A 17,381-nucleotide genomic window follows, 5' to 3' on the forward strand; every position below is an offset into this window, starting at 1 on the left:
CTGGAGAAGCGAAGCGCTCGCCTTTATCACCGGATTTCTCCCATTTAGAAAAGGAGTTAAAGAAATCTGGGGATAACAGCGATCGGAAGGTTGTTCTGTCATCGTAGTTATACAGTGTAAATTCATTCAAGGAGTGAACGGATTATGCAATTGCAGAAAATTTTCAATACCGAAGCGCCTAACCAGTCTACCCGTATCATTGAAGGGGAATGCTCAGGCATTCTGAACTGGAACGATATTCGTATGCCTCATATGTACAAACTGTACAAAGTACTGCTGCTCAACCACTGGATCGCGGATGAAATCCCAATGTCCAAGGACGCTTCCCAATTTGCCCAATTGGACCCGGAAGAACAGCGTACATTCAAAGTCAACATCTCCCTGCTCGCTGTATTGGACTCCATGCAAACGATGTTTGTAGGTGACGTGAAACGTTATTTCACGGATTCCTCACTGGAAGCCATCTCGGCAATTATCGGACAACAGGAAGTTGTACACAACCAATCGTACTCTTACGTTCTGTCCTCCATCGTGTCCGATCGGGAACAAAAGGAAATCTTTGAATACTGGAAACATGATCCGGTGCTGCTTGACCGTAACCGGTTCATCGCCGACATCTACCAAACCTTCCGGGATAATCCGTCTCCACAGACGTTCTTCCAGGCCATGGTAGCCGATCTGGTACTTGAAGGGATATTCTTCTATAGTACGTTTGCCTTCTTCTACAACCTGGCCCGTGACCAGAAGATGATGGCAACCAGCCAAATGATCTCTTATATTCAGCGCGACGAGAACCAACACTGCTACTTCTTCGCTGAAGTGTACAAACAGCTGCTGGTAGACTTCCCTGAACTGAACACACCAGAGAACATGGACTATGTGTACAAAACGATCAACCGTGCCGTTGAACTCGAAACCAATTGGGCGCACTACACGCTCAGCAACGTACGCGGGATTGACCTGAACGAGTTGGAAGACTATATCAAGTATATCGCTAACAAACGTTTGCGTCTGATGGGTATGGAAAAAGCATACGAAGGCGTGGATGTAAACTGCATGCCTTGGATCAAACCTTTCTCCGACGAAGCGCTGAATGCGACGAAAACAGACTTCTTCGAAGCCAAATCCCGTAACTACGGCAAAGTCGGCGACGATAACGGATTTGACGACCTGTAAGTTGATTGATCCAGTGAACGTAATCTAATGCACGCAATTTAATACAAATACACAACACTCCCCTTGTTGAAATGTCTTGATGGCTTTCTGCTTGTGGGAGTGTTTTTTCTATACGTCTGGATAGGATACTGTACCCATCCATCCTGCCAGCTTGTAAGATATAATGGAAACAGGTTCATATTCCCCTATTGAAATGAGGCATAGTGATGGAAAGAGAACTGCTGGAACAACTAAACAAATGGCATGAACAGGACCAGTTCGGTCTCATTATTGAACGTATTCAACAAATCCCTGAACCGGAGCGGGATTATGAGCTGATTGGACAACTTTCCAGAGCGTATAACAATGAAGGACGTTACCGTGAGGCTGTCCAACAGTTACTATCCGTCCATGGGCAGGGAGCAAGTGACCCACTCTGGCAGTACCGGTTGGGTTACGCTTATTATCATATGGCCATGTATGAGCAGGCACTCAAAGCTTTTGAGATGGCAAACGAGCTCTTGCCCCATGATGAATCGACTATCGAATTTCTCGAATGGACACGGCCCAAAGCTGAAAAAATGCAACAGGATCGACATCGCCATCAAGAGATATTGTTGGAGTTGGAGCACAACGGCAGGCTGAACAACCTTAGAGCCGCTTCCGGGACCTACGATCCAGCTTCATTCTGGGAACAGAGTGAATATGCGCTAGAAAGTTATATATCTTCTCCTTTTGATGAGGAGATGATCCAAACCATTGAAAAGGAGCTAGGCTACAAATTACCTGCCTCCTATATCCAGCTAATGAACACACAGAATGGCGGAATCCCTGCACACACCGTTTTCCCAACCAAAGAAGCCACTTCATGGGCCGAAGACCATATCGCCATTACGGGGATTATGGGCATTGCGCGGGACAAGTCCTATACACTGGGCGGAGAATTTGGAAGTCGTTTCATGATCGAAGATTGGGGATACCCTGATCTCGGTGTTGTAATCTGTGATTGTCCGTCTGCCGGACATGATGTGGTGATGCTGGATTATCGATTCTGTGGCCCTGAAGGCGAGCCTGCTGTGGTTCATGTGGATCAGGAAGACGATTATGAGATTACATATCTGGCGCCTAATTTTGAAGCTTTTATTCGCGGATTGGTTGATGCCGATACGTTTGATCTGTCTGACGAAGAGGATGAAGACTGAGATCGCAGGAGGGGCTTATGACAACCCGTATATATTTTGGTTCCAATAAACTTGGTGAGATTGAGCAAGTTTCCTTGCAAAAGGCTCTTCATGATTTCAATCTGGGAACGCTTATGGATTATAAGCGAACCGATGAGGGTATGATGGGTCAGACACTTCTTATTCGTTCTTCAGAGGGAGAATATATTCTCAAAGGTAACCCATTATATGCGGGACAGCTTCAGGAAGAGCAATTCTTTGTAGAACAACTGAGAACTCACACCAACATTCCTGTACCTGATCCCTATTTATTGCATGAAGATACCGACATATTGGGCTGGAGCTATGCCATCATGCCCCGATTACCTGGAATGCACCTGCATGATCCGTCATTACAGGCTTCACTTTCACAGGAGGAACAGGGGAATATTGCTACGATGCTTGCCCACTCCTTAGCAGAACTGCACCGTTGGAAGGTCCCTGACGCGGGAGAGTATGATCCGGTAGCCAAACAGATCGTTCCCTTTGCGGGCAAATATCTGGACTGGCTGTACGGCACAATCCATCACTGGCTGCAGGATGCTGCAAAGTACTCCGTGATAACAGACGAAGATAAACAGTGGGTGGACGAGCAATTAAAAAACGCTGAATCTGCATTTCAATCCATGCCTGTTCCCGGATTTGTGATGGGTGATTTTAAGGTGGAGAACTTTGTGATTCAGAAGAATGGTGATACCCTTGCTTCGGACTGGCAGATTAGTGGTCTGTTTGATTTTACAACGGCCTATTTTGGAGATGGCACAGCTGACTTAACCAAAATGACAGCCATGTATGTACGCGAAGGTCAACCCGAACTTGCCAAACGATTCCTTCACGGTTACCGGGAGGTTGTATGCGCAGCGGATACGGAGCGATACCAGCACTTTGCCACACGTCTTAGGGTGCATCTGCTCTATCAGCGCATTTTGTTATGGGGTGAATGCAAGGCAACAGGTCGAGTGACCTGGGCAGCGGATATGCCTTTCGCACATTGGGCGGAGCAGTACATGAATGCGGTTGTTGCTTTGCTCGATTAGCATACTAAATAACCGCCAGAAAGATGAGACACACTCTCTCCTGGCGGTTTTCTCAAACCATCATATATTTAAATCGGATACGATCCTATGAATTAAGGTTGTGCAACCGGCACTTCCTGATGTTTCTGCAAAAACTCCAGCATCCGCCGATACACGAGGATCTCATTCGTTTTTCTAGAGAAGCCATGGCCTTCATCATCCAGAACGATGTATTCCACGTCTACCCCTTTCCCCTGCAACGCGGCCACAATCTGATCGGATTCCGCCTTGACGACCCTTGGATCATTGGCCCCTTGAATGACCAGCATCGGGTTCACCATCTGTTCGAGATACGTAATCGGTGAATCCTTCGTTAAACGTTCGCGGTCACGGACCGGATCACCCAGCCAGTTGTCCATCATCGGTTTCCAGTCTTCCGGCACGGATTCCAGGAAGGTGAACAGGTTGCTTGGTCCAAAAATATCAACCGCAGCGCGGAATAATTCAGGGTGACGCCCTGCCAGCAGCAAGGTCATATACCCGCCGTAACTGCCTCCCACCACGAACAGGCGATCCGGTGATGAGATGCCCTCGTCAAACAGCCAGTTTATACCGGCAACACAGTCCAGCCTTGGGCCCTCTCCCCAATCTCTCTCGACCATTTTGCCAAACTCCGCGCCATATCCAGTGCTTCCCCGGAAGTTCGGAGCAAAAATGTGATAACCCTGAGCCAGCATCATTTGGAACATCGGACGGAAGAACTTCGCTTCCGATGCCTGTGGTCCCCCATGCGGCCAAAATACCGTGTAACCATTAGCCTGTTCCGGCTTCGCCTTGAAAAAAAGCGCTTCGATCTCCAGTCCATCGTAGGAGTTATATCGAATAACATCCGGGTAGACGAGATCACTCGGATTAAGCCCCGTTACCCGATTCACAGTCAACGGTTCCCAGGACTCACTACCTGCCATCAACCGATAGATATTATGCGGCTGGATCGCTCCACGCCCCAAGATATACACATTGCCAGCCTTGGTAACCGTCACATCTTCCACCGTATCCAGTGGCATATTCACACGCCGAGGCTGCTCGGAACCTTTGTCCAGCGCATACATCCGATTCTCGGGACCTGTAAACGTCCAGAAGTATAACGTCTCTGAATCCTTGTGCCAGCGGATGATATCCACGTCTTCTCCCTCCACTTTGAACAAAGGGCGAAATTCCTGAGTATCCAGCCGGTATTCAGCCACATAGGTGTAGGGCTCGTTATCATTGGTAATCATCAGAAGCCGATTATTGTCTGCAAATAGAACATACGAGACCTGACTCTGACGCTCGGAGACCGGAATAATGGATTCTGACTCACCGTTCCGGTACACGTATGCTGTCTGGTAGGTATTGGAGTATACATTCAAGATCACATAGGCTTGTTCATCTGAACTCACAGCAACCAGATTGCTTGTGACCTCTTCCCCTTGATGCAAGAGCTCATCCTCTCCTGTTTCCAGGTTAATCCGGCGTGAATTGAGATAGCTCGGGTTATCCTTACTTGTCATATAATATAGACGCTGTCCATCCTCGGACAGATGAGAGAAATAACAACGATCATTGGGCTCTGCCGGCACAACAGGAAATGGGACCCCACCTTCCGGTTGAAGTGCATACAGATGATAATTCTCATCCCCGTCCCAATCAAACGCCGTGAGAATATGACGTCCTTCTGGATCTGGTTTGATAAACTGGCTGCTCTGATTCAAATACGTCAAAGGATACGGGTAGCCACCCGGCAAATCCATTGCCCAGATATTGGGCTGGCCGTTCAAATTGCTGTCAAAAAACAAACGTTTCTCATCGGCCGATACGGCAAAATGGGAAATGCGATACGTCTGGAAATACTGTTCTACATCCGGTTTGGGAAACTGAATCATGACAAACCTCCTTGAGTATGAACTAAGTATCGAACATTGGTAAATTAAAGGTATATTTTTCCATATTATATGTACATCTATTGTTTACACAATAGATATGTAAGCTATTTCCTAATCAAAATTCAAATACATGACATCCATCGGATAGAAGCTTGTACCTTTCCTTCCATACATAGTGCGCCAACATACCCTCTGCCCACATCCAACTTCCGAAGCATATAGGATCGCCCCTCGCGTTCAACCAGATTCATCTTAGCAGAATGATCATCCACCGTATTTAACGTTCTCCACTGTCCACACAGGGCTTGACCAGAGGCTTTGACCCAGGCCTCCTTGCGTGTAAGCATCTCCCACAACAGACGGGAACGCTCTCGCCCTTTCCGCATGCCATTTGAAATATAACCCTGCTCCGCAATGGTGAGAAATCGTTCAATGATGGCTTGCTGCCGCAACAGTGGACGCATCCATTCAACGTCTACGCCAAGCTCGGCAATACTGGACGTAACTGCCAGAACACAGAGACCCTTCGTATGCGATAGACTGAACCGGGGACCGCCCTGCACATATGGCTTTCCAGAGGTACCATACTTGAATTGAATATCGCGTGCTTGCACCTGCATGTATTGTGCCAGCACACTTCGCAGGAAAAGCCTTGAAGTCATCCAGCCATGAGCCTCAAGCAAGGAAGATTTGCCGATTCTGGACATCCGCTGCTGTTCATCTGGGGTAAGTGTAGCTTGAGCGATGGTTGCCGCTGACTTCACCTGATCCTCGCTTATGGGAAGAGCTTGCTTCCAGAGATGGATCTCCGTTTTCCCGGCATTCGGCATGAGCCAGTCCCTCCTACGACTTCATATTCCTACGTTGAGACGAACATGATGTCCTCCGTGACATCAATAAACTATCTAATTCTCTTCATTTACATACTTTACAGCTAGCGTAAAACAACCATCCGCAAATGAGCAGACGTTGCCACTTTTCTCAAACCGCTTATCATCTCTTCTTCTGTCAATTCCGCTACATACGTACCGATCTGCATATAGTCCAATCCAATCACTTTATGCTCCGATACATGCATGCATCGCTGTTTAAGCGAGTCCATATCTGTATAATACCGACTTAGCCATTTCAATCGCGCAACTTCCAGATTGTTCAGGGAGATGAAACTGTCCTGAATACGATCACACTGCTCCTCAATACGGGTATACAATGAAGCCGGGTCTGTTGAATAACCGCAAGCATTCGAGAACGCAAATTCCTGACGGTAATAATGGTCCCAGGTCGTTCCTTTACCAAGCAGACCCGATTGGATGCACTCCGCATGAAAATCGGACGTTTCACCCAAAAGCGCTTCGATCCCAATCATGCAGGCAATCTGATCCTTTAACTCCATCCCACTCTCAGCCCGAAATCCAAACCTCACAAGAGGCAGGGGCAATCTGGATTCAAATTCCAGATAACGTTCACTGGACTCTTCACCCCTCCCCTCCCAAGGAACCGTATCATGTAGAGCAGTTGTCCCGTGCTCTCTCACCGGAAATTGCTCTAAGATTTCAATAACGGCCCCTGGTTCGACCGGACCTGATACAGCTACTGCCATGTTTCCTGTGAAATAATAATCGTTGTAGGCCATATTCAGCTCATCCGGCGTCATTTGATATAGGCTGTCCGGTGTACCAGCAACATCCGACGTTATGGGATGGTTATTGCCATACATCATCTGAGTCAGCTGCTGCAAGGCTCGCCAGGATGGCTGATCTTCATACATGGACAGTTCCTGATGGATGGCCGCTCGTTCCTTTTCAATATGTATCGGGGTAAAATACGGCGTTGCCAGCATCCTCATAAATAGCTCCATACTTTGCTTAAACTGGCCTGTGCAGGCCATCTGATATGTCGTTACGTCATAACGTGTCAATGCGGACGTTGAAGCCCCAAGCGTATGAAATAGAGACTTTACAGGCTGCTCATCCGAATTGTAGAACATCATGTGTTCAAGAAAATGTGCCCTCCCGGGTAGTGCGGCATCTTGGATCGATCCATAAGATACGGACCAGGAAACAAAGGTATGATGGAACTGGGGCTCAGGGAAGATACTGACGTAGAGGCCATTGGACAAGCGCCGCTGGAAGGGCGCGACATTCACAGCATAATTCATGATTCTCCTCCTCAGCTATGCCGAATATTCGCTTTTCGGATACAAAATCCAGGTTACTGCTTTTTTCAATCCAGAAGCTACTTCTGCCACTTGTTCGGAAGTCACGGCCGCTATGGCATCCAGAAATTGTGGAGTGGTCATCTGGACCCGATTGAGCAGCCGATCGATATGGAGGGTTATTAGCTGCTCAGGCAGATCGTAACCCACCTGTACATAATGCATGACATTCTGAATGGCTCTGTGCAGTTCTCGATCCCGGATGTCTCCGTTGCATAATTTCAACCATTCCGCATCAATTGCTTCAATAACCTCTGTTGCATATCCACTGCTTGTTCCCGTTGTCACATGAAGCGTTCCCCGATAATCGTCCAGTGTGCTGTAGATTTGGTATACCCATTGCTTTTGTTCACGAAGTCTAGACTGGAGCCTCGAGGCAGGCGTGGCGCCAAACAGCGAATGAAAAAGAAACAAGGCAGGATAGTTGGAGGCCCCATAATTCACTCCGGTCGTAAAGGCCACATTAATTTTGCATTGCTGAACATCCATTAACTCCATCATCAGCTCGCCTTCTTCCCTTCGCGCAGCAGACGGATCGTCCTGTGTTACGTTTGGAGACCGCTTGTCATTCATGTCCCCCTCCGCTTCATCCAATATTATTTGGAATGCAGACAACACATGCGCTATCATAAGATCAGGCTCGAAATCGCCAATCACATGAATATGGATTGGACAACGGAGTACCTCTCTATACCATTGCAGCAGTTCATCCTCACGCACACAATGACAAAGCTTTTCAAGCTCGGATGCTCTGCCTCGTTCTGCATATCCCAGCCATTCCAAACAGCGCCCCCGCACCACCTTGTCCCATTCAGAGACATCATAACCAGCGTGATTTTCTACCCATTCGATCTCTTCCTGTACCTGTGCTTCATCAATATCAAAACCACCATTAGAGGCTGGCCGCAGCATTAGCTCCGAAAGCATTTCCAGTATATCCTCCGTTCTTGCCTCCGGCCGGGACAGCACATTTCCGGGAGTGCGCAATCGGACGGATGCTAGCTGTGCATCCCCCTTGTACTCAAAATTGCACCCAGGCTCGTCCGCATAAAGGGTCCATAGCTGCCGCCGCGAGTGTCCTTCGTCCAACGGATTCTGACATTGGTTGAGCAGCAAACGAACAACGAGCATAAACACTGCTAATGGAATACTATTATGTTCATTAACGATACGGAGCTGAATATATCGGCTTGCATATTGACGTGTTGGCATCACATGAACCGACAGCTGATTGCGCTGCTCTGTAATGAATGACTGCATACTGCTCCCCCTTGTTTCGCGATTAACCCAAGTTATAGATCAGACCATTCTCGGTATTTAGCCCAAGCTGACCGAATCCATCCAGTGGTCTGGAGAACCAGTCCAACCGGCTCTCTGCATCATCAGAACGCATCGGAATCTCATCCTCTTTCCAGTGAATAACCTGCTGATGGTGTCGGTCCCAGAACCGCCAAAGTGCAGGCTGCTTCCACAGCTGAGCACGAAACGGCTCATATACACGTCCTGCCGATATCTGAATATCCTCTTCCAATGTAAAAGGAGGCAGAAAGACGATCTTGGAACGAAAATCCTCAGTTAACGTCATAAAATAGGGACATACCGGCTTGCGGGTCTTTGCCAGAATGCGAAAAATGCCACTCCTCGTCCGAATACGCGAGCTAAGAAAAGGAAGTTCCACTGCGCGATTATCCGCATTAAATCCGGTCTGTCCATCCACAAAAAGATTAAATGAACCTCCCTTCCGCAAATGGGAATATAATCGGATACCTATCATCTCATCCTCTGCATTAAGCAACTCAGCCCCAGCATACTGCCGGATGGAGTTCCAGGCCTGCAACTTCTGCTCCTGCTCCACGGTCCCTCGCTCAGCGACCAGGTAAAAGGGGAGTTTGGCCTTCATATGCCCTGCGCGAATTTCCTGTCCAATTGTAATCATATTGTGTCTGACAAAACCGTAATGCCAGGTCAACAACGCTCCCCCTTCCTGAAGCGTGCTCCTCAGATGCTCGCGCCCTTCTACCTCATCCCACTCCAAAAAGGAGAAGGGGCTTTTTTTGTGTTCATCAATCGTACGCAAAAAAGCCAGATAATCCATCCAGATCGCCTCAGGAGACATTGCCGGCTGAAGCGGTGCAAGCTCCTTAACAATATTCATCAGTGCATAGAAGTAGCCCAGATGAATCCCATCTGTCCTTTCCTTGTATAGCTGATCCCGGACCTGTTCCCGGTGAAACGTATATAATGATCGAAAATCCTTCATCATCGCGTCTCCTTTGTCCCCTTATTCATGAACACTCCAGTTCCCGACAGTATGCCTTTCCTGAGTGCATCCCCGTCGACAGGCGAAGTAAACTGGCGACGATTCCGGTCCATGCCGTCCAGCATATAAGCCAGCATGCGAAGCGCCAACTCGTATTGTCCAGGAATGTTTCTGTCTGATGACACACCCTGCCCTTCCACCATGTCCATACCGAGATAAGGAAGCGGGGCATCTAGCGCAGCAACTACGCAATTTCGGATGTTCTGCCATGTCGGTCCTCCGCCGATTGGAAAATCGACATAAGGGAAGCTCCCAGGATCAAGGCAATCCATATCAAAGGTCAGATAAGCCGAATCGATATCACATCTCTCCCGAACCTCATTCAACACTTCGCGTACCTTCTCCGGTGACATTTGCTCCGCTGATATCTGTTTCAAGCCCGGATGCCTGTACATTTGATCCGCCGAGCGCAGACCGCGCAGACCGATCTGTACAACAGCCTCAACAGTACCATCTTCCAGCAGATGCCTTACGAAATTGGAGTGACTGGGAAGCTCCTGATGAATGGCATCTATGCCGCAATCATGATGGGCATCGAACTGAACCAACGCCCTGCGGCTTCCTTTGGCCTTTGGCATCCGTTGAAGCACGCCATGTGTTATCGAATGATCGCCACCCAAGCAACAGAGCAACGCCTGATGTTCTCTGGCAAGCTCCAGAGCAGATGTAATTCCTCTTGAATAGGGTAGATCTGTATGATAATCCGATTCTTCCATGAGGCACGAACCCCAATCCTGCATGACCACGTCTTCAAGCAAACGCGTTCCATTTCCGATATCATATAATCCCGAGTTCCCTGATTCTTTTAATGACGGATATAACACTTTTTTATACGATTCCGTACGTAATGCGTGCACGAACGCGGATACGGATGAATTTTTCAAACTTGTTCCACCGGAATAGGGAATGCCCACGATACAGAGTTTGGGTACCTGTTCTCTAAGTGGCTCATACAAAAAAAAAGGGACCTCCGGAGGTTCAACTCCCGGCAAATTCGGAGGAAAACGAGGCTCCAGCGTGTGCTCAGGCTCAAGTTCATAGAATTGGCCGAATGTTTCATCCGCAGCGATCCATGTATCTCCGATACGACGCACGAGATAAGCAGGTTCGGAATGTTTCATGCAAGATCCTCCTGTACTTAGTTAGGGTCAAGTCTGTGTGGAATATCCCTGATTGGAACGGGCTTCTTCTTCTGTAACTCCTGCCTCGTATGAAGACGGCTCTACATAATCCCGCTTTAACCTTCGCATGAAAGGCAGGAAGAAAGACGTGCCTATCACGTTCATGCCAGCAATAACACCATAGAAATAGATAACCTGATTAAACAGGCGAGTCAGTCCCCAGCCCAGTAAAATAATTAAAAGAAAATATACTGCATTAAGGAACATGGCCTGATACCCGCGGCCACTCTGTTCCATGGTAAGCAGCGTGGTCATCATAGGGCCCATGCCAACATAGGAAAGAGCAACCACAGAGAGGTAACGTGCTGCTTCCGCACGAGAAGCCGCGTCCTCAATCAGGAATGCAGTAAGCGGTTCTCTCCATACCCAGATTGCAACCGCAATGATTGCATAGAGAGCGAAGGATTGCAGCAGACCTTGACGATAACTTGCATAGGCCCTTGGTCGATGAGGCGACTGCAAGTTGTGATTGATCATGATGCCGATCGCGGAACCAATCACAATGCCCGGCAGAATCGCCATCGTCTGAATTCGATACCCGACACCAAAACCGGCAACGGTACCTTCACCAAAGTGGCTGACGATTTTGTTAAAGAAAAAGGTGCTCAGAAAAATCATGCAGTATGAGATGAAAACGGGAATCCCTACATGTCTGAGGGCAACAAAATGCTTCTTTGCAAAAACAAAGTGTTCCACAAGAAATTCTTTGCGAATGAAAAGAATGATTAGGGAGATGAGCAAAGATAATGTCGATGAGATCACGTTGGCATAAACAATCCCCTTCAAATCCAGCCCGAACATCGATACAAAAACATACACAAGGGAAATATTCAGCACAGCCATAACTACCGAATTCCACGAAGCGGCTTGCGCCCGGCCCAGCCCCCGAAGTGCCGCACCACTTACGGCTGCCAGAACAGCCGGAACACCTGCAATCATCATGCCCCCCACGTACAGCGTAAACATGGGAGCAATGTCGGAAGGTACGGCATAAAACCATGACAGCGCGGGAGTCAGCAGCATTACAATGCCGCCAGTTAGGATAGCAAGCAGCACGGCACTTCCCATCATATGGACAAATAACTGTGTAAACGCCCGTGAACCCCCGGCACGACTGCGAGCCACCGCCACTTGAACCGAGAGCTGCATCGCTTCAATGATAGCAATCATAACGAAGGAGACCGGGATGTACAGCGACAGGACATAGAGAACACTCTGGCTCGTATGTCCCATGAAAAATACGTTAGCCAGTTGCGTAATTACATTGACCAGTGAAGCAAGCAGCATCGGGACAGCCGTTCGCAACAGCAACCGCTGGATCGAACCGACCGTATAATCGATCCCTTGCATGGTAAACCACCTCCACAATTCATGTTGTCTTGATTTCCTGATTCATTGCAAGACTGCTGAGCAATGGCAGATGGACCACGTGAACACAGCAAGCGGATATCATGCGGTTCCCATCCCACGAAACCAGCACTACCCGTTCTTTCGGCCTGATAATTCCTCGCTGCAGTTTTTCTGCTAGTTGTATCCAAACATCCCCGCTCTGATAATCCGCATATGGTACGCATACAGTCTTGTCAGAACCTATATGCAAAATGGAGTTGTCGCTTATGTGCAGTCCCAGCCTTGACTGAAGGATCACATGATCAGCTGTGCAACCATCCATCAGTTCACGGATAATATCCTGTACCTCGGAGGCAAAAGAATCGACTTCGCCCGACTGAACAATCCTTTTGCCGACATAGCTTACTTGCAATGCGCCTTGATTGGTACACGCCTGAAGAGCAACCGCCATATCCGACGTATCGCCACGCTTCTCGGTTTTTAGTCCATAACCGTCCTGACCATCGTCATGAAATACCCGCTGTTCCACCAGTACAATGGCAGCACGCTCCTTCCCACGTATGCTCCACTGAGCAGCCTGAATGGCTTCCGTACCAGCCAGTGCCCCCATATGTGATAACCCAAGCGGAAAATCAACGTGCCAAGCAGCCGTCTCGAGCATACGGGCAAGGGGGGCATTCAGAGCATGACGTTCAGGGCAAGTCTGCGCCAAAATCAGCCAGTCCCAGTGCGCCTCCGTAGATAACCGTTCCATCACCATGAGCGCAAGATCACCAGCAGTCAGGCGTTTCCCGTCTGCCATGAGCGAACGGGTCAACGTTCCCACGCGACCATAATAGTGATCTTCCATGTATATGTGTGGGGAAACATAAAAATAATCATCCGGTGTTGGCCAGTCAAGGGTATAGAAGTGATCTTCTGCGGTTAACCAGCAGATATGATCCACATAAATGGGGTCGAAGGCAGCATTGTGAAATGGTTCAGGCATGCTGCATCTTCCCGTTGGCATAGGCTTGGAACACATTGATTTTCTGAATGGAAGTTGTTCCTTCCATAAACTCGAAGGCTCTGGCGTCACGATACCATTTGTTCAACAAGGGATGTTCCATCATGGAGCCGGGCCCCATCATGCCCAGTGCCAATTCCGTCGCTTCCTCGGCCAGCGCAGCCGCGCGAATTTTACTAAGGGAAGCGAGGTACCCTTTCTGGGCATCATGATCAATCTCCGCTGCAGCATTTCGAATCATGCTGCGAAGCGAATGCAGGCGCATCTCCATTCTCTCCAGCTCTATCTTCTCCCGCTCTTTGAAAATGGATCTGTGCTCCAGTACGTAATCGTACGCAGCCTGTGCAACACCAAGTGCCAATGCCGCTACGCTTGGGCGCATGCGATGAAATGTACGCAGTGCCCCCCATAACCCCCGCTTGGTAGGACTAAGATGACGGCCAATGATATCCTTCTCTTCCAGCGGGAAACCTTCAAACTTCAAATGACTGATCTGCAGCGCGCAGAGTCCCATCGTATCCAGCGGAGTCGCCGTAAAACCCTTCATCGAGGGATCGACAAGCGCGATCTGAATGCCGAGAGGGGTCCGGTTGGTCTGGGCAAACACCAGGCCGACACGCGCACGGCTTCCATTCCCGATGTAGATTTTATGACCGTTCAACTCGATCCCCCCGCCAGGCTGACGCGTGATACGTGTACCGATATCCGTGGCATCCGAGCCCTTTTCCGGCTCCGACATGGCAAAAAAGGCCCATGACGCGCCCTTCAGAAAATGGCTATAAAAACGTTCCTTCTGCTCCTCATCGGCGAGATCGATCATGACGATGCTGGACATCGAGGGACCCGGGCCGCCCAGAAAAGCTCCGGCATCTCCCGTGGCCAACTTCTCAATCGTGATCACCCTCTCCAGAGAGGAGAGTCCATAATACCGCTCATTGCCTATGGTTACGATCGGTTGACCGCCATACTCCGGTGGAATCATCATATGATTCATGGCCTGCATGGAAGGCAAATGCAAAAATTCATGAATCCGTTCTGGCTCACGGTCGATTAAAAGGCCGACCTCGCGCAGCTCCGCAGCATACTCTTGCATAACATGCTCAAAGACCGCAATAGTTGACGGTGTGATCATCGATACTCCTCCTCGCCTGATAACAGCATGTTTTTCACCAGTTGGCCCGTATATATGTAGGAAGATACACCCTGTCTCAAAAATCCAAAGCCTCCGCCCAAACGCTGAATCTGTCTGAAAGCCTCATCCAATTCCTGGTGAATCCACGCGTGGACCCGGCCCAACGGAAGGTCTGGCTTCGCTGACAGGAAATGGTCCTGAGGCAACGTTTCCGTCATATAAAGCGTTGTCAAAACATCGGCGACCGTGCCTTTGACCAGCTGATGCTGAAGGGTAGACTGCCCTCCGGATATGCGACCAGACAAATGCCTACGCATCTGCTCCAAACCAGCCCTGCACAATTCGGCTCGGAATTGGAGCAACCTTGTTCTAAAAATATCGTCCCAATTCGTTCTCTCGTCACTGCCAAACTCCTGGGCTTCCTCAGCAGGATTGAGCTGTACACGGTATAACCGAATTCCGGAAGGCTCAAGCATCCGGTCCTGCACAAGCACGGCATGTAACTGTTCCCAACGATACAGTCCTCCTGCAGATTCATGCCAAACCATAGGCTCTTGTTCAACCAGACCGACTGTCGCCAAAATGTATGTCCCCGCAGCCAAAAGTACGGGACGGTTGTTCCACCGAACGGTTGCATCTTCGAACAATTTCGAAATTGGAGCAACAGGGTCACCTGCCGCTTGCAGACCCATGGGTCTCGCTCCCGCACCCTGGAATTCAATGACGTGCATTGTCACTCCTCCTGTTCACTCGTTCTTCTTATTCTCCATGACCCACCAATGCAAAACCAAAAAAGCTACCCAGCCCGATGCTGACCATGACGGAGCGTCCCTTCCTGCAAACCCAGTCCTGCTCCAGTCCTGAGCTCAAATTAATAAACGGGTCCGTGGAGAAGGTATGACCAATTCGCTGAATGTTATCCAGATAAATCCTCTCCTGTTCATACCCCGTTCTTCGCGAGAATTCCCTCCAGGTCGTCCAGTTAACGTTATGAGGAAAGATATGATCCACATCCTCAAGAGTCAATCCTTCCTTGGACAGCAGCTCTTCCATACCTTGAATGATATGATCGACATACAATCGATTAAATGCTGTGATCTCATCGGCAGTGGCGTGATAGCCCGTATGGAACCGGGTATCCCGAAAAATATGCGTCGCCTGAATGACGTGCTGATGACTATCCCTGCTTAGCAGAACGGCTACAGCGGAATCGCCAAGGATTGCCGACTTGCGTAGATAGCGCCATTCGGAAGGCAGAAAATTGAATTGATCAGCGCAAACAAGCAGCACATTCTGAATGTGGGGCTGTGTTTGTGATAGGCGTTCAAGCCATTGAAGAGCCGCTATCGACGAAGCACAATTCATTTGGGATATGCCATAGAAAGGTACATGCTCCATTCCGAAGCGTCGTAAGACACGCTGCACAAGCCTGTAGTCGCCGGGTGTCTGCACCTGGAAGGAATGGACATAAAGAACAAGGTCTATCCCGGCGAGAGACTGCCTGGTCTGAAGACATTCCACAGCCTGTGCAATCGTATCATCCAGCATCTGACCCGAATCCGTAACAGGTACGCCTTCCAGGTGATGACATTTGCGCAAAAATTGAAGTTCACCCTTCCCCAATTCCAGAGCAGCCAGCACCTCTTCCGGTTGCTGGATGTGTTCAGGCAGGTAGACGCCAATATCCACAATACCGAATGACACGGTTCTCCCTCCTCCTTGTTACTGACTGTCCACCCTTGCATCTCCAGTTTGGATTAACAACGCGTGAATAAATGAATCAGTTTGCTCCAGATGCATAAGACATATATACTCGCTCCTGTCCTTCTCTTCCAGAAGCTCCTGCAATGCGAAGAACGGGGCCGCACTCCAGTGTGATGGATCGTAACACCCCTTCCATTCAATCGCCTCGTACCATGAATCACCCGCACACTCCTGCTCTAGATCAGGATGGGCGAGCAGGGTAATCTGATTCTGGTGAATGGATGTCTCCTTGCACAATTGATCCAATACCAGAGCAGCCGTATCGGATATGGACTGGTCGGCATATCGTATCTCCACGCCCAGCAGGCAAGGTCCCTTGCCTGTCATCCGGTCGAGCAAAATGACTGCAGCCGTATCCGGCCCAGACGATTCATTCAATTCCACGGTTTCATAGGGTAGAGACGTCTGATCCATGATCAGCAGCATACCCTTATTGAATTCCTCCCGGTTCAAATAATGCTGAAGCATATGAAGTGCTGCAAAGGGGGCGCCAAAACCAAGATCGTTTACCGCAAAGCTGATAAAGCGCGCTTGATAGCGATCCATCAAATAATTCACGATCGAAATATCGGGACGAATATTCGGGAAATTGTAAGCAAGCAGCAGCACATCTACATCCTGCATAACCTGATCAAGCCCTGTCGCTTCCAAAAGCTCCACGCTCATATCGTGATAGGCATTGTTGTTGCGCTCCCGCAAAAGATGAACATCATACTTTACCGGAGTATCGGCAAACATATCCCGGTGCAAGCGCAATAAATCAGGATGCTCGAATGGAGGATGGCTCTCCAAGAAAAGCCTGACCCCCATCTCCCGAATGGCAACAGGCGGAGCCATCAGGCCGCAATCAGCTGCTTCTCGATGTAAGCAGCCAAAGAGCCTACGGTATCGAACACATCCGGCTCCAGCTCGTCCGGATCGATCTCCAGACCCTCAATCCGGTCTTCCAGGGTCATCAGCAGTTCCAGAACCGAAGTCGAATCCAGATACAGTTCGTCAAATAAAGAGGTACTCAGTTGGATATCCTGCCTGGCTTCCGTATTCAACACTTCAGCAATAGCACCCTTAATCTCTTCAAGCAGCAATGCAGTCGTCAT

At 49.1% G+C, this 17,381-nt stretch carries 16 protein-coding genes; 3 read left to right on the forward strand and 13 right to left on the reverse strand.

Annotated elements, in window-relative coordinates:
- Positions 1 to 144: 144 nt before the first annotated feature.
- From BMW94_RS14445 to BMW94_RS14455, 3 genes are all read left to right on the forward strand, one after another.
- Positions 145 to 1,176: a ribonucleotide-diphosphate reductase subunit beta gene (locus BMW94_RS14445; RefSeq protein ID WP_024632189.1), complete on the forward strand. Its 1,032-nt coding sequence runs from the start codon at positions 145 to 147 to the stop codon at positions 1,174 to 1,176.
- Positions 1,177 to 1,382: 206 nt separating this feature from the next.
- Positions 1,383 to 2,357 carry an SMI1/KNR4 family protein gene (locus BMW94_RS14450; protein ID WP_090999365.1) on the forward strand — a complete coding sequence of 325 codons (975 nt, stop codon included), beginning with the start codon at positions 1,383 to 1,385 and terminating at the stop codon, positions 2,355 to 2,357.
- A gap of 17 nt (positions 2,358 to 2,374) precedes the next feature.
- Positions 2,375 to 3,412 (forward strand): phosphotransferase family protein, encoded by a 1,038-nt coding sequence (locus tag BMW94_RS14455; RefSeq protein ID WP_090999367.1) that lies wholly within the window; start codon positions 2,375 to 2,377, stop codon positions 3,410 to 3,412.
- Positions 3,413 to 3,504: 92 nt separating this feature from the next.
- Here the strand turns inward: BMW94_RS14455 and BMW94_RS14460 are convergent, their stop codons facing one another.
- The 13 genes from BMW94_RS14460 to BMW94_RS14520 form a co-directional block, all read right to left on the reverse strand.
- Positions 3,505 to 5,316 carry a S9 family peptidase gene (locus BMW94_RS14460; RefSeq protein ID WP_090999369.1) on the reverse strand — a complete coding sequence of 604 codons (1,812 nt, stop codon included), beginning with the start codon at positions 5,314 to 5,316 and terminating at the stop codon, positions 3,505 to 3,507.
- 122 nt (positions 5,317 to 5,438) lie between these two features.
- A complete protein-coding gene (locus BMW94_RS14465; protein ID WP_090999371.1) occupies positions 5,439 to 6,146 on the reverse strand; it encodes a 4'-phosphopantetheinyl transferase family protein in 708 nt (235 codons plus the stop codon).
- Positions 6,147 to 6,250: 104 nt separating this feature from the next.
- Positions 6,251 to 7,474 (reverse strand): M16 family metallopeptidase, encoded by a 1,224-nt coding sequence (locus BMW94_RS14470; RefSeq protein WP_090999373.1) that lies wholly within the window; start codon positions 7,472 to 7,474, stop codon positions 6,251 to 6,253.
- Between the two features lie 15 nt (positions 7,475 to 7,489).
- Positions 7,490 to 8,791, reverse strand: a complete 1,302-nt coding sequence (locus BMW94_RS14475; RefSeq protein ID WP_090999375.1) for a M16 family metallopeptidase — start codon at positions 8,789 to 8,791, stop codon at positions 7,490 to 7,492.
- A 22-nt stretch (positions 8,792 to 8,813) separates the two neighbouring features.
- Positions 8,814 to 9,794: an LpxL/LpxP family acyltransferase gene (locus tag BMW94_RS14480; RefSeq protein WP_139209342.1), complete on the reverse strand. Its 981-nt coding sequence runs from the start codon at positions 9,792 to 9,794 to the stop codon at positions 8,814 to 8,816.
- On the reverse strand, positions 9,791 to 10,972 hold the full coding sequence (locus BMW94_RS14485; protein WP_090999380.1) for an arginase family protein: 1,182 nt from the start codon (positions 10,970 to 10,972) through the stop codon (positions 9,791 to 9,793). The genes BMW94_RS14480 and BMW94_RS14485 overlap by 4 nt, the downstream gene beginning before the upstream one ends.
- 27 nt (positions 10,973 to 10,999) lie before the next feature.
- Positions 11,000 to 12,382: an MATE family efflux transporter gene (locus BMW94_RS14490; protein WP_090999383.1), complete on the reverse strand. Its 1,383-nt coding sequence runs from the start codon at positions 12,380 to 12,382 to the stop codon at positions 11,000 to 11,002.
- A gap of 19 nt (positions 12,383 to 12,401) precedes the next feature.
- A complete protein-coding gene (locus BMW94_RS14495; protein ID WP_090999385.1) occupies positions 12,402 to 13,370 on the reverse strand; it encodes a hypothetical protein in 969 nt (322 codons plus the stop codon).
- Positions 13,363 to 14,520 carry an acyl-CoA dehydrogenase family protein gene (locus BMW94_RS14500; RefSeq protein WP_090999387.1) on the reverse strand — a complete coding sequence of 386 codons (1,158 nt, stop codon included), beginning with the start codon at positions 14,518 to 14,520 and terminating at the stop codon, positions 13,363 to 13,365. The genes BMW94_RS14495 and BMW94_RS14500 overlap by 8 nt, the downstream gene beginning before the upstream one ends.
- Positions 14,517 to 15,251 (reverse strand): hypothetical protein, encoded by a 735-nt coding sequence (locus tag BMW94_RS14505; RefSeq protein WP_090999389.1) that lies wholly within the window; start codon positions 15,249 to 15,251, stop codon positions 14,517 to 14,519. Before BMW94_RS14505 ends, BMW94_RS14500 begins: the two co-directional genes overlap by 4 nt.
- 28 nt (positions 15,252 to 15,279) lie before the next feature.
- A complete protein-coding gene (locus tag BMW94_RS14510; RefSeq protein WP_090999391.1) occupies positions 15,280 to 16,224 on the reverse strand; it encodes a 3-oxoacyl-[acyl-carrier-protein] synthase III C-terminal domain-containing protein in 945 nt (314 codons plus the stop codon).
- Positions 16,225 to 16,242: 18 nt separating this feature from the next.
- Positions 16,243 to 17,076, reverse strand: a complete 834-nt coding sequence (locus tag BMW94_RS14515) for a hypothetical protein (protein ID WP_175480697.1) — start codon at positions 17,074 to 17,076, stop codon at positions 16,243 to 16,245.
- 44 nt (positions 17,077 to 17,120) lie between these two features.
- On the reverse strand, positions 17,121 to 17,381 hold the full coding sequence (locus BMW94_RS14520; protein WP_068964052.1) for an acyl carrier protein: 261 nt from the start codon (positions 17,379 to 17,381) through the stop codon (positions 17,121 to 17,123).

The sequence above is a fragment of the Paenibacillus sp. OK003 genome (assembly GCF_900109515.1).
GTDB lineage: Bacteria > Bacillota > Bacilli > Paenibacillales > Paenibacillaceae > Paenibacillus > Paenibacillus marchantiae.

Bases quoted from the DNA above. Each gene is read 5' to 3' on its own strand.
- BMW94_RS14445 (WP_024632189.1), top strand. From the start codon at position 145: ATGCAATTGCAGAAAATTTTCAATACCGAAGCGCCTAACCAGTCTACC.
- BMW94_RS14450 (WP_090999365.1), top strand. From the start codon at position 1,383: ATGGAAAGAGAACTGCTGGAACAACTAAACAAATGGCATGAACAGGAC.
- BMW94_RS14455 (WP_090999367.1), top strand. From the start codon at position 2,375: ATGACAACCCGTATATATTTTGGTTCCAATAAACTTGGTGAGATTGAG.
- BMW94_RS14460 (WP_090999369.1), bottom strand. From the start codon at position 5,316: ATGATTCAGTTTCCCAAACCGGATGTAGAACAGTATTTCCAGACGTAT.
- BMW94_RS14465 (WP_090999371.1), bottom strand. From the start codon at position 6,146: ATGCCGAATGCCGGGAAAACGGAGATCCATCTCTGGAAGCAAGCTCTT.
- BMW94_RS14470 (WP_090999373.1), bottom strand. From the start codon at position 7,474: ATGAATTATGCTGTGAATGTCGCGCCCTTCCAGCGGCGCTTGTCCAAT.
- BMW94_RS14475 (WP_090999375.1), bottom strand. From the start codon at position 8,791: ATGCAGTCATTCATTACAGAGCAGCGCAATCAGCTGTCGGTTCATGTG.
- BMW94_RS14480 (WP_139209342.1), bottom strand. From the start codon at position 9,794: ATGATGAAGGATTTTCGATCATTATATACGTTTCACCGGGAACAGGTC.
- BMW94_RS14485 (WP_090999380.1), bottom strand. From the start codon at position 10,972: ATGAAACATTCCGAACCTGCTTATCTCGTGCGTCGTATCGGAGATACA.
- BMW94_RS14490 (WP_090999383.1), bottom strand. From the start codon at position 12,382: ATGCAAGGGATCGATTATACGGTCGGTTCGATCCAGCGGTTGCTGTTG.
- BMW94_RS14495 (WP_090999385.1), bottom strand. From the start codon at position 13,370: ATGCCTGAACCATTTCACAATGCTGCCTTCGACCCCATTTATGTGGAT.
- BMW94_RS14500 (WP_090999387.1), bottom strand. From the start codon at position 14,520: ATGATCACACCGTCAACTATTGCGGTCTTTGAGCATGTTATGCAAGAG.
- BMW94_RS14505 (WP_090999389.1), bottom strand. From the start codon at position 15,251: ATGCACGTCATTGAATTCCAGGGTGCGGGAGCGAGACCCATGGGTCTG.
- BMW94_RS14520 (WP_068964052.1), bottom strand. From the start codon at position 17,381: ATGACGACTGCATTGCTGCTTGAAGAGATTAAGGGTGCTATTGCTGAA.